The following is a 19,499-nucleotide window of genomic DNA, read 5'->3' as shown; positions in this document are numbered from 1 at the left end:
AAGCAAACCTAACAACTTATACACGAAATAGCAAGATCTAATCCCCTAACGGCAGGGTAAACGGTTCGCTTTGTCGCGAACATTGTACAAAATTGCACTGACCTCTATACTGCCAACAAGAAATAATTCTTAACTCATAAAACCATGAATGAGCAAAATTCCAAAGGCATCCTTCCCGTCATACTCGCAGTTATTATTACGGCTGTAGCAGTCGGCGGAGGGATGTACTGGTGGCAAAGCTCCCAAACTCCAGTGCCAACAATCGAAGATGAAACGAAAACTGTGGAGGAAAGCTCCGCCGAACCAGAAACGGAGGCCGATTATGCATTATCAGTAAATCAAGATACGGCGGGAGCAAGCGTAATTACTGTAAGAGACACATTCAACGAAGGTGCAGGATTTTCACTGCAGTTTCCTTCTTCTTGGGGATTTGTAAGCGTGAAAAAAAGTAATCTTACCGATTGTGGTTTCGGTTGCAATCCACCGCAACGAGCAAGTTATACCTTTACATCAGAATTTAGTGGAAACCACTATTTTGAAGTAATCATTTCGTATGCAAACGAAAAAGAGGACCCACTCGTCACGCAAGGCAACAGAATATACATTGCTGAAGACGCTACTTACTACTACAACTACAGCCCATCAACTGAAGTAGATGGAATCAATGCAGAAATTCAGGAGATCATTGCCTCCTTTGAGTTACTGAGTAAATGAGTTTCGTCACAATAAAAACTTTTTTGGATCCTTACGAAGCAAACATCTGTAAAAACCACCTCGAATCAGAAGGCATTCCATGCTTCCTCAACAACGAAGGAATAATTGGAACGAACCCATTACTTTCAAATGCATTTGGTGGCTATCAACTGCAATGTAAAGAAGAAGATGCCGAAAAAGCATTAACAATCGTTGAGCAAAATTAATTTTTACCATTTAAGCAAGTTCACCAACACACGAACATCAGCTGACGGTTGCCCCATTTATTACTATCCATAGCATATACACATAATCAAAAAGATAATATCACCCCTGTTGTACGCAGCTTTTCTCATGCCTGTTCTTATCGGCACAATTTTTGTTGTGGCATCATTAGAGTCGACTATCGGTTTATCCAGTATAATACTAGTGGGAACACCCGAAGCGTTTCTCTCGATTGTTGTAATAGGTTCTCTATTATTTTGGCTGGCCAATAAACTGATGGCGGAGCTCGAAAAACTACGCAAGCCAAATAGCCTCGACCACTTTCGTCAATCAAGCTTCTATTATGTGGCATCAATTTACGCCTCAACATATTTAATTCAACATGGATACTATGGGGGTCTCAGCGAGGCTTATATGCTAATAGCATTAGCAATTTCAGTATGGGCGATTATTATTAACACTGTTTTCTTATATAAACGCCATAAGGAATAAAATCCATTATATTTAAAAAGATATGAAAAACGCAGCCTCTTTTTATTTAAGAGGTATGGACCAAATGCTATTTCTGGTTAAACTGTACACAACACCATGGATGAAATCACTTATTACACGGAATTGATAAAGCCGCTCTGGGCGCCACCAAGCTGGCTATTTGGGCCGGTGTGGACCGTTTTATATGTACTCATTTTCATTTCATTTGGATTTGTATTTTACAAAGCCTTTACCCGAAAAATCCCACGATGGGTTGCCCTCCCCTTTTTGCTCAATCTGATCTTCAATCTCAGCTTCACGCCCATTCAGTTTGGGCTGGAAAACAATATTCTGGCCTCCATAGATATTTTGTTGGTTTTGGGGACGCTTATTTGGGCGTTTGTAGCCGTGTGGCCTCGTTTTCGATGGGTTGTGTACGCCAATATCCCCTACCTGCTTTGGGGCAGTTTTGCCACGGTGCTTCAACTCACCATCACCTACCTGAACAGATAAGCTCAATTGACATCAGGAGTCATGAAAAAACTCAAACTAGACAGCACCCATTCAATAATCAAACTCTTGAGTTCGGTAAAGCTCAAGAATAAGGAGCTCGAGACCTTGGGTGTAGACCTACTGGAGCTTTGCGTGTTCAAAGAAAACAAACTGAAAGAAGGAGATTTGGATTTGGCGGCGAAATACAGAAGGATGGAAAAAGATAAAATTGAGGAAATCGTGAAAATACTCAAAACCATGGGGATACTTAAAAAAACTCAATAAATCCTCTTTAAAAAAAGACCAACCTTCGGTAGAATATCTGCAAGTTTCTGACGCCTCTTCCGCATGAATTCTTTTGAGATGAGACCCATCAAGACCTCCAAAGCCAAATCTTGGGTAAAGGAGCATTTGGCTTTAAGTGTGCTGGCCCTGATTTTGGGGGTTTTCACCTTAAAAGGCGTGATCGGAGCGCTGGCCATGGGAAATCCCTTTTCGGTGAAACAAATCCTCATCTCGGCGGTGGGCCGCACTCTGGAAACCGATGCTTATGGGCACAGCAACATCCTGCTGATTGGAGTGGGCGGTGAAGGTCATGACGGAGAAAACTTAACCGACACCATGATCGTGGCTTCCCTGGACCACAACCAAAAACTGGTTTCCATGATCTCGATTCCACGAGATCTCTATATCGAAAATGAAGAAGTGGGCTGGGGAACGCGCATCAACAGTGTGTATGAATATGTTTTGGATGAAACCGAGGACCCTGTTTACGCCATGTCCGAACTGCAAGGAGAGGTTGAAAAACTTTTTGATATCGACATTCATTACTATGCAAAAGTCGACTTTCAGGGCTTCACAGAAATGGTGGATGCACTGGGGGGAGTAACCGTGACGGTTGAGGAAGCCATCGTGGACGAATCCTACCCTGCCCCGGACGGATCCAATGCCATTTATGAGCCCTTTTATTTGGGGGCGGGCGTACAAGAACTGGACGGTGAAACCACGCTCAAATATGTGCGCAGCCGACACAACACCTCCGACTTCGACAGAGCTCGCCGTCAACAAGAGGTGCTCAGCGCCATGAAGGAAAAGGCCCTGAGCTTGGGTGTACTGGCCAACCCCAATCGAATCAAAGATCTTTACTCCAGCATTTCTTCGAATTTTGAGACCGACCTTTCCCTCAGCGAACTGGTCTCCCTGGTGGGCTTTGCGGAAGACCTCACCGGAGACTCCATCAACTCCGCGGTGCTGAGCGACGATGCCACCACCATGGGTGGATTTTTATACACCCCCCCTCGGGAAGAAAATGAACCCTACTACCTCATTCCTTTTGCGGGAGAAATGAATTTTGAAGAGCTCCAACTTTTTGCACAGCTGTTCTTGTACCATCCGGAGGTTTATGCCGAAAAAACACCACTCCAGGTGCTCAACGGGACAAAAGTGGAAAGCCTGGCCGGACTCACTAAAATGTATTTGGTTCGCTATGGATTCACTGTGGTGAATTATGGGAACGGATTGGATCGGGAGGTGAAGGACACTCAAATTTATTCAAGGATGGAGGGCAATGAAAATACGCTGGAGCTCCTCCCCTCACTCACTTTTGGTGAAATCAACAAAACACTTCCCACTCAATATTTGCCTGAAAACTGGCCGAGCAACGGTGAAATCATCATTGAACTGGGCGAAGACTTTGGAAACTTTTACGAAGACAACGACGAACTTTTCTACATCGGGATATACTGATATACTCTGCTCATGTTTCAAAGCCTTATTTCTCTTCTCTTCGCCAGCAGCCTCAGTCTTGGGGGTTCCGGAGTTGCTGTTCAAGACCAATGGGATGACAAAAGTCTCCTTTCTATTTCTTCCATGCCCACTCAGCGAGAAGAGTTCATTGCCCCAGGCTCCCTGAGCGGATCAGCTATTTTGGCGGTGGACCTGGAAACGCAAGCCATACTCTTTGAAGAAAATCCTTTGGCTAGAGTGCCTATCGCCAGCCTCACCAAATTGATGACCGCCACACTTATTTTAGAAGAGAACGATCCCAGCGCCGTGGTGACCGTGAGTGCAAATGCAGCAAGCACCGGGGGGTCACGCATGGGCCTGAGTGCAGGAGAACAAATCACCATTAGAAATTTACTCTACGGACTTTTGATTGAATCCGGAAACGACGCCGCCATGGCCCTGGCCGAATACAATGCCGGAAGCGAGCAGGCCTTCATCGAAAAAATGAACAGTATGGCAAAAAAACTCGGACTGGAAGACACCTATTATAAAAATGCAAACGGATTGGACAGCGCTGGCGCCTATTCCAGTGCAAGGGATCTCACCGCACTCAGCACGCACCTACTAAAGAACGAGAGTATACGGGAAATTGTAAGCCAAAAAGAAGTCTCGGTGAAGGGTGAGGGCGGACAAGAACACAAACTGCTCAACACCAATATTTTGCTTGGAGAAATGGGGATCAAAGGGTTCAAAACGGGAACCACCCCAATGGCCGGAGAATGCTTGATCAGTTTGGCTGAAAGTCCGGAGGGCCACGAAATCCTCACCATCGTGCTGGGAAGTAAAAACCGTTTCGGCGACACAAGAACTTTAGTCGATTGGATTTATAAAGCCTATGTTTGGTAATTATTTTCCCATTACGGAAACCGTGCGACAGCTCATTTTGATTGTGGGTTCCGGATTTCTAGCCTTTCTCATCGCCTTTGTTTTTGCGGAACCTCTCGTCCGACTCCTCACTCGCTTGAAGATGGGGAAGAACATTCGCACCGTGGCGAGTGATGGAGGCAACGCAGACCTTTACCACGCACTCCATCACAAAAAAGCAGGCACTCCAACCATGGGTGGAATTTTAATTTGGGGCAGCGCTCTCGTCACCATTTTACTTTCTCGCGGACTTTCTTATTTGGGTATATTTGAACACTCCCTGCTGAGTCGAAAGGAAACTTATTTGGCCATATTCACCATGGGCACGGTGGCCGTGCTGGGAATTTTGGATGACCTTTTCAACATCAAAGGTTGGGGAAAAAGCAAAGGGCTCAATATAAAACCAAAATTCTTTTGGCTCACCGTTTTGGCCCTTTTGGGCGGCCTTTGGTTTTACTACAAATTGGGCTACAACGAAATCCATATTCCGGGCGTGGGAGACTTTGTCTTGGGACTTTGGTACATTCCACTCTTTGTTTTCATCATCACCGCCACAGCCAATTCCGTGAACTTTACCGATGGTTTGGACGGCCTCGCAGGCGGACTCATCATCATTGCTTTTGGCGCTTACGCCGGGCTTTCTTACGCACACGGCCTCATGATCCTCTCGGCCTTTTGCGCCGTTATTGTAGGCGCTACTCTGGCCTTTTTGTGGTTCAATATTCCACCCGCAAGATTTTACATGGGAGACACCGGTTCTGCTGCGCTGGGGGCAACTTTGGGCGTCATCGCCATGCTCACCAATACGGTTTTAATCCTCCCCTTCATCGGCTTTATTTTTGTGATTGAAACTTTGTCCATTATTCTACAACTCAGCTCCAAAAAGCTGCTCAAAAAAAAGATCTTTCACATCGCGCCTTTGCACCATCACTTCGAACACCTCGGCTGGCCCGAGTCTCAAGTGGTGATGCGATTCTGGATTGTGGGAGGCCTTTTCGCAACCCTTGGATTACTCTTGGGCCTCGTCGGTATGGGGGACTAAAACTTCCTCAGAAGCAGGCTCAGGATCCGAAACCGACTCTTCAATTTCGATCACGGGAGACACCTCCCCATCGATGGAATTTTGAATTTCATTCTCCACCGTCTCAAATTGTTCGGTCAGTTTTTCATCGATTTCCGTGTCATTTTTAAGACGAGCATAAACACTGTATTGAACGCTCAAATCGTAGTCGGTATTTTCAAAGAAATTGGAAAGGTCGGAGAGTTGCTGCTCTTTAAGAGAGAGCACCATCATGCTGAGTTGCTCCACAAGTTGAGTGTCCAAATCCAAAGCTCCGGAAACCTCCGGCATACTCGCGATCACACGAAGCAATTTAATGTCCTCCAGTTTTTGATCCAAAAGTTTAGAGACAATTCCTTGTCGTTCTTCCATTGGAACTTGTTCAAGCTCCGTAAGAATGGAAAGAGAGCTGGTTTGGTACGCCAGGAGTTCATCCAAAGCTTGATCAAACTTTCCATTGGCAATGAGGTCGGGAACTCGCGCCAGTTTTTGAGAAGCCGAGAACATTTTGAGCTCTGTTTTTCCTTCCAAGCTAGAAGAAAGCAATGCGGAGGAAGACAGTAAATGATCCTCCAAAAGGGTGGAGGATGGATCCACTTGAGCCGCCGCGAGAGACTGTTTTTGAGTGAGTTCCACCTTGGCCAACAAAACGGTATTGTCTGAATTTTCCAAAGAATCTTGCACGGTATTGTGGTACTCATTGAGCGCCTCTTCAGCGGCCTCGGGCTCACCCTTGGCCATAAGAATTTGCGCTTCGGTGAGACGGGCCTCCGCCTGTTGAACCAAAAGCTCCTCGCGCGCACCGGAAGTGAGCGCCAAAGAAACTTGAAGATCTTCACGGAAAGTCTTTAAAAAGTAGAGCGGGTGCGTGGGGAGAATGGTGGCATGCAAGGAGGTTTCTTGTTTGTATTGATCATCTAAAACCTGAGCATAAGTTCTTCCGTAGGCGTCATTAAAATCCCACCACAGGTCTTCTTCTCGTTCTGCAGGGATGGACTGCGTCTCCACAAGCCCCTGCGCAAGCAAGATTTCGGCCCCCTGCCCCAAAGTTCCGGCGTAAGACATGCTCTCTCCCTCCACCCTGAGTTCCACGAGATTTCGTGCAATCGAAATGCGAGTATCTTGAGCAAGCTCCAAATCAAAACTGGCACGACTATCCACTTGAACAAAGCCATCCGGGAACGAAACCAAAAAGTAAGAATCCTGAGAAACCAAATTGAGAACTTGAACCCAAGCTCTTCCCTTTTCTTGTTGCACCGAAACCTGAGTGTCTGCACGATTCTCGGGGTTCACATGAGTGTCCACGATGTCCACTACCGTTTCGGGTGCCAAAGTCATACGGCTGTCGTCCACAAAATAGAGATGAGCCACCGCTCCCTCCAAAGTCTCGATGCGGTCTCCTTCTTCAAGAATTTGGCTTTCCATGGCCATCTCCCCATTCACAAGAACCTGCCCTTCCACCACTTCAAGTCGATTGTTGCTGTCGGCGGAAGCCACGGGAGGGCTCTGCAAAATGGGCATAAATAAAAACGAAAAGACCAAAAACAACGATCCAAGTCCCCACACTCGCTTGAACGCGAATCCGGAAGAAGCTCGATCTGGCAAAAGGTTCAACAGGTTTTCTTTACTCTGCACTCTTTTGAGCCGAGAGACCTGAGGAACAGCAATGGAACGAACATCCGAAAGCACCGATTGATAGAGCCCAAGCCCCCGATCAGGAAGTTTGGAGGACATTTGATTCCAAATTCGTTTTTTTGCGTTTTCTATTTGATTGGGATCCATAGGTTTGAGCGATTGTCGCCACATTAGTGCTTTGCATGGGTTTAGAACGGAGGAGAATCTAATTCATTACAAGGATTCTTGCTCCAAGCCCTTTTTATTGAGAATGCCTTTCAATTCCTTAAGGGCACGGAATTGAATCACGCGAATATTTCCCTCCCGTTCATTCATGATTTCGGCGATCTCGGGATTGGAAAGTCCAAGCAAAAACTTAAGTGTCACCACTTGTTTATAAGGCTCCTTAAGTTCATCCACCGCCAAACGAATGGTCTGAGAAAGCATATTCTTTTCGGTCAATTCCTTTGGGGCCGATTTATCGGACTCATCCGCAATTTCTTCCTTCACCTCAAAAAGAGGGCGATGCGAACGGCGATGATCAATCACCGCATTGTGAGCAATCTTGAAAAGCCATGCCGAAAAATTCACATCTCGCTTTTCGTATTTCTCCAAGTTCATCCATGCTTTTATAAAAACGATTTCCACCAAATCATCCACTTCGCTCGCCGCCACTCGAAAATAAACATACCTATAAATAGGCTCAAAGAAGCGGTCATAGAGCTGCGCGAAGGCATCTTTATCGCCCTCTTGAGCAGCAAGTACCGCGGCATCAATGTCAAAATTGGAAGATGCGGACAAGGACATAATGGGAATGGAAAGGCGCTAGGCGAAGTCTACACCACTCACAAAGCATTGGCCAGAGCCATTACGCACTTCTCTACCTCTGTTTGAGTCCCCAAAAAGACCGGGCTTCGCTGATGATAATCCCGAATTTCCGTATCCAGAATGGATCCCTTTCCATCACTGCTCGCCCCACCCGCCTGTTCCACAAGAAATGCCATGGGACCACATTCATAAAGAAGTCGAAGCTTGCCCTCGGGTGCACTGGGCATACCCGGATACATGAATATTCCGCTGCCTTTCTTGAAAATATGATTGAGATCCGGGACCATTCCTCCACTGTACCTAAGGGTGTATTGTTCCTGGATGTAGGTGTTCACCAATTCCAGGTAGTCTTTTCGCTCATGCGCGGCACGCAAATTGCCTGGTGCAAAGTATTTTTTAGTACCGCGGAGTTCCACCTGTTCCGTCGCCAGCTCCCAACCCTCTTCTGTCAGTAAAAATTCGTGCACCCCTTGCCCAACCGTAAGCATCATGGTGGTGCGGGGACCGTAAACCGTGTACAAGGCCGCAACCTGTCCTCTTGGCGTTCGTCCAAGCACCTCGGCTCCTTCATAAATTCCAATAATCGTTCCCACTGAAAAATTGGTGTCGAACAAACTGGACCCATCGAGCGGATCAAAAAACACACTGTAAAGCCCTTCCTCACTCGCCTGTTCGTATCCATCTATTTCCTCGCTGCAGTATCCCACCACAAAAGGATTGGTTTTTACCGTTCGTACCAAAATATCATTCGCCAAAATATCCATGGCAATTTGCTCCTCCCCCGAAGCATTGATGCTCCCCGCTTTTTTTGTGCTGGCATGAATGATGGAAGTGGAGATTTCTTCCGCAGCCCGGCTGAGTTCCACCAGCAACTCCACTAAAGAAGTGTGAAGATTCTTTTGATTGAGAAATTCAAGAAGGAACATAAAAGAGGGGTAAAAATTAAACCGTTTGCTCAAGTTCCAAGGAGTATTTTCCTTGCGCCGCGAGACCATTCATGCGAGCACGATGCAACAAAAGTTTTTGTGCTTCCGCGGTGCCCGCTCTATTTGCAGCCCATGCTTTGAGGGCCGGCTGCTGAATTCCTCTTCCGTAAGAAAAACTCAAGGGCCAAGGCAAAGTTTCCCCCAGCTGATGCATTAGATTGAGATGCACTGTGGATTTTGCATCGCTCTGTCCACCGGACAAAAAGACCACTCCAGCAATGTTCGCGGGCACATTTTCTTTGAGACATTTCACGGTTTGCATCGCCACTTCTTGCTCACTCGATTGCACTGCCGCATCTTTACCGGCGAGCACCATACTCACTTTCAACAGTGTTCCCTCCAACGCCACGCCTTGCTCGGCAAGTTCTTCAAACAAAACTCTTAAAACCTGCGCTGTGACTTCATACGCCCGCTCAATGCTGTGAGATCCCTCCATCATCATTTCGGGCTCCACCATGGGAACAATGTCCGCTTCTTGGCAAAGCGCCGCATAACGAGCCAGTGCATGAGCATTGGCCTTGATGCATGCACGGCTCGGCAAAGAATCACTGATATTGATCACCGCTCGCCACTTGGCAAACTGAGCCCCCAGCGCGTGGTATTCGGCCAACCTTTCCCGTAGGCCATCGAGACCCTCGGTGACTTGTTCGCCACTGTGCAGAGCCAAATCCTTGGCCCCCGTATCCACTTTAATCCCCGGAATCATCCCTTTCTCTTTCAAAACATCCACAAAACGGCGCCCATCCTTGGTGGATTGACGAAGCGTTTCATCATACAAAATCATTCCACTGATGGCCTGTTCAATCTCAGGCGCGGTCACCAAAAGCTCACGGTATTCTCTGCGTGTTTCCTCACTGCACTCCACCCCAAGCGCCTCAAAGCGCTTTTTACAAGTGCCGGTACTTTCATCAATGGCCAAAACTCCTTTACCGGGAGCGACCATGGCTTGAGCGGTTTGTTTGAGCAGTTCTAAATTCATAATGAAGGTTAAAAAGAAGGGTAAAATACACCACGACTATACATAAAACCTCCCATCACTGGAAGGCTTTATGGATTTCCCCTTAACCCCTTTAGGGTTTCATAGTTTATTGCCGAGCAGACCCTTCGGGTCCACCTGTTTGAGCCACGGTATTCATCGGCATGATGTAATCAATAACAGCAGGTTTCACCATATGGGTCACTTGCTCTTCCACGGTATTCATGCTGCGAGCACGAAGCGTGAGCATCTCGGTTATTTCTCCATCCGAAACCAATTCTTGTCGCTCATTCTCAAGTTTGTTGAGCAAATATCCTTTCATGGCTTTATCATTGAGCGAGGTCAAGGAAACGATTCCCATGGCCAGAAGCGAAAGTCCCACCACTCCTCCAAGCGAGATCATGCTGAGCTTTTCGTTGCGGAGGAATAGGCTGTGAAATGAAGAAATGAGTCGAGACATAGTTAAGATTTTTGTGCCGCTCGGAGCAAAGCGCTGCGAGCACGGGAATTAGATTTGACCTCCTCATCGGAAGGTCGGATCGGCTTTTTATTCAGGAGGGAAAGGCTCTTCGACCTTAGGACTCTACGGCCATAGATGTCATTCGGATCGCGGAGGTCTGTGGCGAGTTGCTTGAAGGTCTGCTTAACAAAGCGATCTTCAAGAGAGTGGTAACTGAGCACAACCACGCGTCCGTGAGGAGCTAAAAGCTCAATCGCTTGATTGAGACCAAGCTCCAGGGCCATAAGTTCCTCATTGACGGCAATGCGAAGCGCTTGAAAGATTTGAGTTGCTCGGTGATACCCGGGCTTCCCTCTTCCCAGCACGCGCTCTACAAAGGCCGCGAACTGCGTAGTTGAGTGGAAAGGTTCCTTTTTACGATCGAGGACCACGGCTTTGGCGAGCTTACGGGAGAACCGTTCTTCACCATAATGGTAGAAGATGTCGGCCAGCTCTTCTTCGGTTGAAGAGTTGAGCAGGTCAGCAGCGGTTTTACCGCTTGAAGCATCAAAGCGCATGTCGAGCGGTCCTTCCTTTAAGAAAGAAAAACCGCGGTCGGCGTCGTCCACATGTGGGGACGAGAGTCCAAGATCAAAGAGAATAGCATCTACGAGAGATACCCCTTCCCCCCTGAGCCGATCTTTCAAAGAACTGAACGAATCGTGAAAGATTTTAAAATTCTTTCCGATGGCTGAGAGCCGCTTTTCAGCAAGCTTCAAGTTTCTTTCATCTCGCTCGAAGGCGTAGAGAAATCCTTTTGGCCCAATGGCTTTTAAGATCTCGCTGGCGTGGCCTCCAAGTCCAAGCGTGCAATCCACGGCAACCTGCCCCGGTTTCAAGCTCAGATGCTCCAGCGTCTCTTTGAGGAGGACGGGCTGATGAGCGGTTTCTGTGCCTGAATAAGTTTTTTGCACGAATTAAGAAAGTGAGTCAACGCTAGGCCCCCTCAAAACAATCGTCAAGAATAATGTATAGAATGACAGTTTTGATGCACACAAAACTTATGCACAAGTCCTCGCAATTTACTAAAAAATAACCTGTTAAATGGGGGTCAGAGTTTTCAATAAGTTTTGCTTGCTAAACGGCGAAAGTGATTGCATAACAATTTTATACAGTGGGCCCGCTTTGTAGCCCAAAAAACCGCCAGACACAAGCAGTGGTGGTGAGCCTTTACTCAGCCTACTAGTGGTGCTCCAATTCAGAAATACGCCAGTCATCAACCCACAAAATAAAGAGCCCCAGCCCTATGGAGACGGCGTAACTCAAAAGAGAGTTATTGGGAAACAGGAATGCATCCGTAAGCCCCCAAATTCCCCTCCAAAAAAAGACCACTGCGGTAGCGGTGAGCACAATACTAAAGAAGTATGCAGACGGACTTTTCTTTTTTTTAGTGATCCTAGCCATTTGGTATTTATTTAATCCTAAAAGTATAGCATATTAGGCCCACCTTCGCCAAGCCCCTCATGCCTTTTTCTGAACTCATTCAAGTCATCCCGGACCCCATTATTGTGTTCTTTATGGCCATGCTCCCCATCACAGAGTTGCAAGGAGCTATCATATTTGGCGTAACGGTTTTGGACATGAACCCCTGGGTCGCCTTTGTGGCGGGCACGACCGGCTGCATCACCATGGCCTCGTTCTTGCTGGTGTTTTTAGAATCCATCGCCTTAGTCCTTCGAAAACACTTCAAAATCTTTGACCGTTTCTTCGACTGGCTCTTTAAAAGAACTCAACTTAAATATTCCAAAGGGATCAGTGAGCTTGGCCACCTAGCCCTCTTCACATACATTGCCATCCCCACCCCAGGAAGCGGCGGTTGGACCGGCGCCCTCATCGCCTTCGTCTTTGGCATCCCCCGCAAAAAAGCCGCGCTCATCATGACCGCAGGACTTATTGTAACCGGCCTCCTTGTAATGTTTGGAACGGAAGGAGTGCTGTTGTTGGTGAAAGCTAAATCTTAAGACCTCCCTGCCTCACCACTCGCACCTCATCCCCCATCACTTCCACAATGGTAGAAGGGGGATTTTCACCAATGCGCCCGCTGTCCAAAACAAAATCAGGCACGAGTCCTTGATCCAGCATTTCTTGAACGGAATAGGCCTGGGGCTGCCCATGAATATTGGCACTCGTTGTGGTGAGTGGGCCTCCAAAAGCCTCCAAAAGCTGACGGGTCTTTTTATTGGAACTCACGCGAAAACCCACGGTAGATTGACCGAAATTCACCAGCTTGGGCAAAGCAACCTTGCGCGGCACAATAATAGTGAGGGGTCCGGGCCAATACTTGAGCGCAAGCTCAATCGCCACGGCGGAAAATTCGCCATACCGCTCCGCCTCCTCCAAATCTCGCACCAAAACGCTCACCGGTTTATCCCGCGGCATCTTCTTTAAAGAGTAAAGCTTCTCAAGTGCCACCTTTTGAAAAATATCCGCCGCAAGGCCATAACAAGTTTCGGTGGCATGCGCCACCACCAAGCCTTGATGAAGCGCCTTAACCGCATCCAATAAAGTTTGATCTCTTTCTTTCATAGGCGAATTCTACACCAAAAGTTGCTCCTAGACAGAAAATCTCTTAAGCTAGGCTCACCACCACTCCATGCAAAAACAACTTTTTTCCGCATCCTTGAGCCTTGTCCTCCTAACCGTGCTTTTCTTTGGTACAAGTGTGAAGGGAAGTGGCCAAGAAGAGATTTCACCCTCCTTCCCCGCTTTCAACGAGGCCTTTGTGAGTCTTCTTTCCATAGAAGAGGAACACACCCCCATTCAAACAGAGGATTTGAAAAGCCAAGAATCACTCATTCAAGAACTACTCACCGAAGGCTTTCACATTAAAGTGGATGAAGCATCTTACGCCTTCCCCGCTCAGAGCAAAGACATCATCCTCACAAAAACAGAGCAAGGCACAGGGCTGAACTTTTCCACGGAGTTCATGGACTTTATGATCGATTCGCTCAACGCGCAGGTGGCGGAGCCCGCAGAAAACATGACGCTCCTGAGCGCTGATGAAACAAAGGTCAGCCGTGCGGAATTTGAGGGAAAAATCGTGGATGGACGAGAAGTAGTGCAGAACCTCACGGAACAAATGATTGAGGCCGCTCTCCAAAAAGGAGAAAATGAAAGCACCGCCGTGCTGAGAAAAGTGGAGGGAAAAATCATCAATCAAACGGGCAAAGACCTGGGTCCTCTGGAGCTTTTAGCACAGGGCCGTTCCAAATTCAGTGGCTCGTCACCGGATCGTGCTTTCAATGTTCGCAAAGCGCTGAACGAAAAATTCAACGCCATCCTTATCCCACCGGGAGCCGAATTTTCTTATGTTGAATGGCTCGGGCCCATTGAATATGGAGGATGGAAGCAGGCCTACACCATTTTTAAAGGCACCCAGTTGGAGCGAGCGCCCGCGGGTGGCGTCTGCCAAATCTCCACCACCATTTATCGTGCCGCGTTGGACGCGGGCCTGGAAATCACCGAGCAACGCAACCACAGTCTCTACATTATTTATTATGAGGATTATGGAGACGGGATTGACGCAACCGTGTTCCCCGGCGAACAAGACTTGAAGTTCGTGAACAACACGCCCAACACTATACTGATGGTGGCCCAAGAAGAAGGAGATGAAGACGCCGTTGTACGCTTTTTTGGAGAAGACGATGGACGCAGCACCGAGTTCATAGGCCCTTACACCGCCAGCAATCAAACGGAAGAAAGTCGGGCCGCTGTGGGAGAACTGGGAATCGGACAAATGGCGTGGAAAGTTAAGACCACGCTGCAAGACGGCTCCCAAGAAGAGAAGTGGTTGTTTTCCAACTACATGAGCATCGCTCAACAGCACCGTGAACCCCCGGAAGTTTTACGACTTCCCTAAGCCCTTCTCAGTCATTATACTGGGCGCGATCAACTAACCTCCTTCCCCAATGCGAGTTGCCATAAATGGTTTTGGCCGAATAGGACGCATGGTCTTTCGCGCCAATTTAATGGATCCCAAAATTGATATTGTCGCCGTAAACGATTTGGGCGACCCCGTGCAAACCGCACACTTGCTCAAATATGATTCTAGCTACGGGATTCTCCCCATGGAAGTAAAAGGAGAGCCCGGCAAACTCGTCATCACCCACCCCGATGGCAAAGTGCAAGAAGTAACGCTCGTCCAAAACCGTGACCCTGAACAACTCCCCTGGAAGGACCTCAATATCGATTTGGTGATTGAATGCACCGGAGCCTTCACCACAAAAGAAGGAGCAGGAAAACATTTAAAAGCAGGCGCAAAGCGCGTCATGATTTCCGCTCCGGCAAAAGATGAAATCGACCACACCCTGGTAATGGGCGTGAACCACACCGACTACGACCCTTCAAAAGATTTCATTATTTCCAACGCCAGCTGCACCACCAACTGTCTCGCGCCGGTTGCAAAGGTGCTCAGCAAAACATTTGGAGTGAAACGAGGCCTCATGACCACCATCCATTCGTACACCAACGACCAAAATCTGCTCGACAACGAACACAAAGATTTGCGCCGGGCCCGTTCCGCCAATCTCAGCATGATTCCCACTTCCACCGGAGCCGCAAAAGCCATCGGACTGGTGCTGCCGGAGCTCACGGGCAAATTCCATGGCATCGCGATTCGTGTTCCCACCCCCGTGGTTTCTTTGGTGGACCTCACCGCAGAACTCGACCGTGAAGTGACCGCCGAAGAAGTGAATGCCGCCATGAAAGCCGCATCCGAAGGAGAGATGAAAGGCATCCTAGGTTACTGCGAAGCTCCACTGGTTTCCGCCGACTTCAAAATGGATCCCCGTTCCAGCATCTTCGATTCGCTCGAAACTCAAGTGCTCGGCAAAAAAGGCAATCTCGTAAAAATCCTTGCTTGGTACGACAACGAATGGGGCTATTCCGTCCGCTGCCTAGACCTTGCCTCCTACATGGCGAGCCGAGAAGCTTAAAGATTCTTGTTACCTTTTGATGCGCCCACCGTATAATGCAGTGGAATTCCAAATTGAACATGCAAACATTTAGTGCGCACTACCAAGATCTCTTCCCTAAAATTTATTCGTTTATTTACTATCGAGTAAATGATCGACAAACAGCGGAAGATCTCACCAGTCAAACCTTCTTAAAAGGATTTGAGAACTTTGAGCATTTTGATCCCACAAAAGCCAGCGTTAAAACATGGCTCTACACCATTGCTCGAAACACACTTATCGACCATTTTAGAAAAACGCGAGCCTCGGTAGACTTGGAAGCGGCAGAAGAAGTCCCTTCCGAAGAAATGATTCTTGAAAGCATCATTGCCAACGAAGAAAATAAAGAGTTGAGGGCACTGTTGAGCACTCTACCCAAAGATGCGCGGAGCCTCATTCTTATGCGACTCTGGGACGAGCTCTCTTACCAAGAAATCGCAGAAATTACAGGTAAAAGTGAAGCGAGCCTCAAGATGACCTACTCAAGAGCCTTAACACAATTAAGAAACTATGAATAAAAATCCTCAGGAAAAATTGGAAGCGCTTCTAAAAGCCTCAAAACCAAAAGTGGCTTGGGACAAGTCTTTCCAAAAAAACCTCTATCAACGCATCAAATCCCCTTATTCTTTTTCACAATTATTTTTCATGAAACCCACTGTATTCGCAGGCTTTGCTCTGCTCCTAATACTCACACCCTTTGTTGCCATGCAACTAAGCAAAGAAGAAAATTCTACCGATATCGCCTTCGAGGACTTCGCAGTCAGCCTGGATCCCAATGCTTTTGGCCCTCTTTCATTCCAAATTTCAAATGGTTTTGGAGGCGGCGGTGAAGCCCAAACCATAAACTACAGCTTCAATTACACCGGGGGCGACCTTCCTTCTTTGTCCGAAACCATGCCGGTGTACGCCCCAATAGCCATGACAGCCGAAGAAACCAATACTTACCTTGAAAGCAAAGGCCTTGGAGATTGGAGAAGAAGCGAAGAAACCTTTGGATTTGGGAACATCACTCTAGAGAGCCCAAGCTATGTTCAAGCACTTGAATCCTGCACCGAAGAAAACTGCAGCCTTGCTGATCCGATTTCTGATGAAGAGGTCTTGAGTGAAGATGCTTTGAATATCATTTTGGATGAGTTTTTGAAAGAACACGACTTAGATTTGAATTTATCCGAGCAACGCAAATGGTATTACGAAGAAGGAAAAAAGGTAGTGACCATGAATTGCAACCAGATTGTAAACGAAGCCTTGGATCCTATGCTCTTCTTTGTATCCATAGACATGAGTCAAAAAGAAGTCTTGTCCTTTTGGCTCCATGCACCCGAATATCTAAGTTCAGAATATGCCACCGCACAAAATAACCAAGCCATTTTAGATGCGGCAAGCTTGGGAGGGAGCTTTCCTTTTGATTCCATGGAAGGCATAGAAACTATTGAAGTTTCCATTGGCACTCCAACGCTCGTGTACGGCAGTGTGACAGATTTCCAAAATGGAAAAACTTACTACATGCCTCAGTACATTTTCCCGATCATCGATGGCCCAGAAAGCCTCTTGCAAACCGAAGTGATAGTACCTGTAATTGAAAGCATGCTCACCTTGGATCAAAGGGCCTGACTCAGTTCTTAACGAGCTTTACCCTTAAGAGCGTGAACCATTCGAGCAAGCTGAGGCCCAATACCATCCTGGATTCCAAACCCCATTCTCACAGAAAGGGGTTTTGGAATATGAGCATGGGCACTCTGGAGACCAATACCTCGACTCCCCAAACTCTCCTCCAGATAAGCAAGGAAGGTATGAAAAGCTTTTTCTCTTGATACAGAATTCCCCCCTGTAAGGGCCATATGCAAAACCCCATCATCCTGTTTCAAAGGAGTCATTTCGACTTCATGTTCTATTCGACGGGATGCACGGAGCGCTTCAAACAAATCCAATCCCAAGCCAGCGGAATGCAAAGGATCTTTAAGGTCCACTCTTCCCTTTGCATGCAAGAGCACATGGTTATAAGGCTTCATCGGAAATTGTGGGGCCACCAAAGGACGCAAACGGTCATCAGCAGGATCTCCTTGTTCGTATCCTTCAGAAAAAACCTCAATAGGAAGAGGAAGCCCTGGCACTATTGGCTTAGAAACCCTCACTTCTTCGTCCGCATTCCTAAGAATGGAACTCAAGCGAGTGATTCCGGGCCCCATCACGGCACCATACCCCAATTGAACTCCCGTGCTTGGATCTTTGGGCCCAAAAAAAGACCCGACCACTACTGCTCTTTCATCAACATGAACAAGTGCCGCACGGACAGGAAGCGGAACGCCTGGAGAATCGATCTTCATGGTTCGCAAAGCTTCTACAAGGCCTTTCAACTGATTTTCTTTTTCTTCAGGCAAAAAATACAAGGCTGCATCTCCCGCCACCGGCTGAAGCATTCTCAAATCTCCTAACGCATTAAATCTCAGCGCTTCGCCATAAATGGCTCGCGCCAAGTCCACCTGCTGTTCTGGAGGCAAGGCCTCCAAAGCTTTGGTAAATCCCCGTACATCCCACGCCAACAAAAAACCGGGGGGTAAAGCTCGCAAGGCGTCTCGAGAGCACAAACCATCATCCAAATCCACACGATTACCGGCTCGTGCCAGGGTTTGCGCATGAACGGCAGCCCAGGGACAATCCTGAGCCAAATCATTGGAACTAATGTCTTCTACTGTTGTTTGCATGGTTGAGATATTATAGATCATTTTAAGAAAAGATCAAGAGCCTCACTTGAATCCTCCCCGGCCATGAGCTAAGTTAAAGGCAAGCAGCTCTTCTCACTAAGTTCATTCTAAACTAAGCCCCTATGTCTGAAGATCGAAAAAATCAAATCCTAAGCGCCATCATCGACCATTTTGTGCAAACGGCGGAACCGGTGGGGTCCAAAACCATCATTCTTTCGTACAATTTTAAAGTGAGTCCGGCCACCGTACGCAACGATATGGCCGAGCTTGAGGAACAGGGTCTCATCATGCAGCCCCACACTTCCGCCGGGCGCGTACCCACGGATAAAGGATATCGTTTTTATGTGGATGAACTGGCGGATTTTGACCGTGCCAAGGTTCTTGCCCACCAAACGCTCTCCGGCTTACGAGACCAAGCCAGGGCCGCCACGGCAAAACAACGGGTACACGATGCGGTGGGACTCCTCTCCCAGGCCACTCCCAACATGGTCTTTGCCACCATTCCGGACAGCAGCAAAACTTTCTTCATGGGCTTTTCAAAAATGCTCCGCCAACGGGAATTTTTAGAATCCCCGCTCAAGGCGAGCCAAGTGATGGAAGTGATTGAAGATCGTGATCATTTTCTATTGGGCATAAAAAGCTTAGGGGTGGAGCATGAGCCAAAAATCCTGATTGGTGAAGAAAATATTTTACCGGGAATTGACAGTTGCTCCCTCATTGTTGCAAGCTACGAATACGATGGCTATGTGGGCGCCATTGGGATCATTGGCCCCAAACGGATGCCCTATGCCTACAACACCGCCATCCTTACCGAAGTCCGTAACCTTTTAGAAAGCAATCAACTATGACAGACGACACCACTCAAAACGATCTCCTAAAATTACAGGAAGAACTTGCCAAAGTTCAGGCCGATTTGAACGAAATGACGGAGACCGCCAAACGAGCTTTAGCGGACTTGCAAAACTTCAAACGGCGCACCGAAGAAGAACGCAGTGAGCTCCAAGTCTTCGCCAACGCAAGACTCTTGGAAGCCATTTTTCCAGCTTTAGATAATTTTGCTCGCGCCTTTGAATTGGTGCCGGAAGATCTGGAAGAAGAGGAATGGATAAAAGGCATCCAAGGTATTGAAAGCAACCTCATGAGCGCCCTCGCTTCGCTCGGGCTCCAGGTGATTGACCAAGCCGGAATCCCCGCCAACCCACAAATCCACGAAGTCCTCATGGAAGAGGAAGGCCCCACCGGCACCGTTGTCCAAATCTTCGAAAAAGGCTATTCTTTCAAAGGAAAAACCATCCGCCCCGCCAAAGTAAGCGTGGGGAGAACGACGGAATCCACCACTAATCAATAAACCA

The 19,499-nt window shown here is 47.6% G+C and carries 23 protein-coding genes; 14 read left to right on the top strand and 9 right to left on the bottom strand.

Annotation, left to right across the window (positions count from 1 at the left end; all coding sequences use genetic code 25):
* Positions 1-144 precede the first annotated feature (144 nt).
* The 7 genes from WC777_03335 to mraY all read left to right on the top strand — a co-directional run bounded on the left by WC777_03335 (position 145) and on the right by mraY (position 5,572).
* Entirely contained in the window at positions 145-729 is a 585-nt protein-coding gene (locus WC777_03335) for a hypothetical protein (GenBank protein MFA6024222.1), read from the top strand.
* Between the two features lie 8 nt (positions 730-737).
* The gene (locus WC777_03330; protein ID MFA6024221.1) at positions 738-920 is read left to right on the top strand and encodes a DUF2007 domain-containing protein; all 183 of its coding nucleotides are present in this window, start codon (positions 738-740) and stop codon (positions 918-920) included.
* A gap of 127 nt (positions 921-1,047) precedes the next feature.
* Positions 1,048-1,410, top strand: a complete 363-nt coding sequence (locus WC777_03325; protein ID MFA6024220.1) for a hypothetical protein — start codon at positions 1,048-1,050, stop codon at positions 1,408-1,410.
* A 96-nt stretch (positions 1,411-1,506) separates the two neighbouring features.
* Complete coding sequence (locus tag WC777_03320) at positions 1,507-1,902, top strand: TspO/MBR family protein (protein ID MFA6024219.1); 396 nt, start codon at positions 1,507-1,509, stop codon at positions 1,900-1,902.
* Between the two features lie 21 nt (positions 1,903-1,923).
* On the top strand, positions 1,924-2,166 hold the full coding sequence (locus WC777_03315) for a hypothetical protein (protein ID MFA6024218.1): 243 nt from the start codon (positions 1,924-1,926) through the stop codon (positions 2,164-2,166).
* A gap of 63 nt (positions 2,167-2,229) precedes the next feature.
* Positions 2,230-4,512: an LCP family protein gene (locus WC777_03310; GenBank protein MFA6024217.1), complete on the top strand. Its 2,283-nt coding sequence runs from the start codon at positions 2,230-2,232 to the stop codon at positions 4,510-4,512.
* Positions 4,502-5,572 carry a phospho-N-acetylmuramoyl-pentapeptide-transferase gene (mraY, locus tag WC777_03305; protein ID MFA6024216.1) on the top strand — a complete coding sequence of 357 codons (1,071 nt, stop codon included), beginning with the start codon at positions 4,502-4,504 and terminating at the stop codon, positions 5,570-5,572. The genes WC777_03310 and mraY overlap by 11 nt, the downstream gene beginning before the upstream one ends.
* On the opposite strand, the gene WC777_03300 is transcribed toward mraY, so the two are convergent.
* From WC777_03300 to WC777_03270, 7 genes are all read right to left on the bottom strand, one after another.
* A complete protein-coding gene (locus WC777_03300) occupies positions 5,540-7,372 on the bottom strand; it encodes a DUF5667 domain-containing protein (GenBank protein MFA6024215.1) in 1,833 nt (610 codons plus the stop codon). The genes mraY and WC777_03300 overlap by 33 nt on opposite strands.
* A gap of 66 nt (positions 7,373-7,438) precedes the next feature.
* Positions 7,439-8,011 carry a sigma-70 family RNA polymerase sigma factor gene (locus WC777_03295; protein ID MFA6024214.1) on the bottom strand — a complete coding sequence of 191 codons (573 nt, stop codon included), beginning with the start codon at positions 8,009-8,011 and terminating at the stop codon, positions 7,439-7,441.
* A gap of 29 nt (positions 8,012-8,040) precedes the next feature.
* Complete coding sequence (locus WC777_03290) at positions 8,041-8,958, bottom strand: class 1 fructose-bisphosphatase (GenBank protein MFA6024213.1); 918 nt, start codon at positions 8,956-8,958, stop codon at positions 8,041-8,043.
* Between the two features lie 16 nt (positions 8,959-8,974).
* Positions 8,975-9,997 (bottom strand): class I fructose-bisphosphate aldolase, encoded by a 1,023-nt coding sequence (locus WC777_03285; GenBank protein MFA6024212.1) that lies wholly within the window; start codon positions 9,995-9,997, stop codon positions 8,975-8,977.
* A gap of 106 nt (positions 9,998-10,103) precedes the next feature.
* Positions 10,104-10,454, bottom strand: a complete 351-nt coding sequence (locus WC777_03280) for a hypothetical protein (protein MFA6024211.1) — start codon at positions 10,452-10,454, stop codon at positions 10,104-10,106.
* A gap of 2 nt (positions 10,455-10,456) precedes the next feature.
* Complete coding sequence (gene rsmH, locus WC777_03275; GenBank protein MFA6024210.1) at positions 10,457-11,407, bottom strand: 16S rRNA (cytosine(1402)-N(4))-methyltransferase RsmH; 951 nt, start codon at positions 11,405-11,407, stop codon at positions 10,457-10,459.
* 268 nt (positions 11,408-11,675) lie between these two features.
* The gene (locus WC777_03270) at positions 11,676-11,897 is read right to left on the bottom strand and encodes a hypothetical protein (GenBank protein ID MFA6024209.1); all 222 of its coding nucleotides are present in this window, start codon (positions 11,895-11,897) and stop codon (positions 11,676-11,678) included.
* Positions 11,898-11,956: 59 nt separating this feature from the next.
* Between WC777_03270 and WC777_03265 the strand changes: the two genes are divergently transcribed.
* A complete protein-coding gene (locus WC777_03265) occupies positions 11,957-12,454 on the top strand; it encodes a small multi-drug export protein (protein MFA6024208.1) in 498 nt (165 codons plus the stop codon).
* On the opposite strand, the gene WC777_03260 is transcribed toward WC777_03265, so the two are convergent.
* The gene (locus WC777_03260) at positions 12,444-13,019 is read right to left on the bottom strand and encodes an L-threonylcarbamoyladenylate synthase (protein ID MFA6024207.1); all 576 of its coding nucleotides are present in this window, start codon (positions 13,017-13,019) and stop codon (positions 12,444-12,446) included. The two genes, WC777_03265 and WC777_03260, sit on opposite strands and share 11 nt — an antisense overlap.
* Before the next feature lie 67 nt (positions 13,020-13,086).
* Here WC777_03260 and WC777_03255 point away from each other — a divergent pair, with 67 nt between their 5' ends.
* Genes WC777_03255 through WC777_03240 form a run of 4 tightly spaced genes read left to right on the top strand, consistent with a single transcriptional unit; the run spans position 13,087 to position 17,068 of the window.
* Positions 13,087-14,352: a VanW family protein gene (locus WC777_03255; GenBank protein ID MFA6024206.1), complete on the top strand. Its 1,266-nt coding sequence runs from the start codon at positions 13,087-13,089 to the stop codon at positions 14,350-14,352.
* A gap of 49 nt (positions 14,353-14,401) precedes the next feature.
* Entirely contained in the window at positions 14,402-15,427 is a 1,026-nt protein-coding gene (gene gap / locus WC777_03250) for a type I glyceraldehyde-3-phosphate dehydrogenase (protein MFA6024205.1), read from the top strand.
* Between the two features lie 59 nt (positions 15,428-15,486).
* Complete coding sequence (locus WC777_03245; protein ID MFA6024204.1) at positions 15,487-15,963, top strand: RNA polymerase sigma factor; 477 nt, start codon at positions 15,487-15,489, stop codon at positions 15,961-15,963.
* On the top strand, positions 15,956-17,068 hold the full coding sequence (locus WC777_03240; GenBank protein MFA6024203.1) for a hypothetical protein: 1,113 nt from the start codon (positions 15,956-15,958) through the stop codon (positions 17,066-17,068). The genes WC777_03245 and WC777_03240 overlap by 8 nt, the downstream gene beginning before the upstream one ends.
* On the opposite strand, the gene WC777_03235 is transcribed toward WC777_03240, so the two are convergent.
* Positions 17,065-18,147, bottom strand: a complete 1,083-nt coding sequence (locus WC777_03235; protein MFA6024202.1) for a hypothetical protein — start codon at positions 18,145-18,147, stop codon at positions 17,065-17,067. The genes WC777_03240 and WC777_03235 overlap by 4 nt on opposite strands.
* 122 nt (positions 18,148-18,269) lie before the next feature.
* Here WC777_03235 and WC777_03230 point away from each other — a divergent pair, with 122 nt between their 5' ends.
* The gene (locus tag WC777_03230; GenBank protein MFA6024201.1) at positions 18,270-19,025 is read left to right on the top strand and encodes a DeoR family transcriptional regulator; all 756 of its coding nucleotides are present in this window, start codon (positions 18,270-18,272) and stop codon (positions 19,023-19,025) included.
* On the top strand, positions 18,992-19,495 hold the full coding sequence (locus WC777_03225; GenBank protein ID MFA6024200.1) for a nucleotide exchange factor GrpE: 504 nt from the start codon (positions 18,992-18,994) through the stop codon (positions 19,493-19,495). The genes WC777_03230 and WC777_03225 overlap by 34 nt, the downstream gene beginning before the upstream one ends.
* The last annotated feature ends 4 nt before the right edge of the window (positions 19,496-19,499 follow it).

It is taken from the genome of Candidatus Gracilibacteria bacterium, assembly GCA_041661045.1.
Lineage (GTDB): Bacteria > Patescibacteriota > Gracilibacteria > UBA1369 > 2-02-FULL-48-14 > 2-02-FULL-48-14.
Note: the sequence above shows the minus strand (reverse complement) of the source record. Positions and strands in the feature narration are given on the sequence as shown.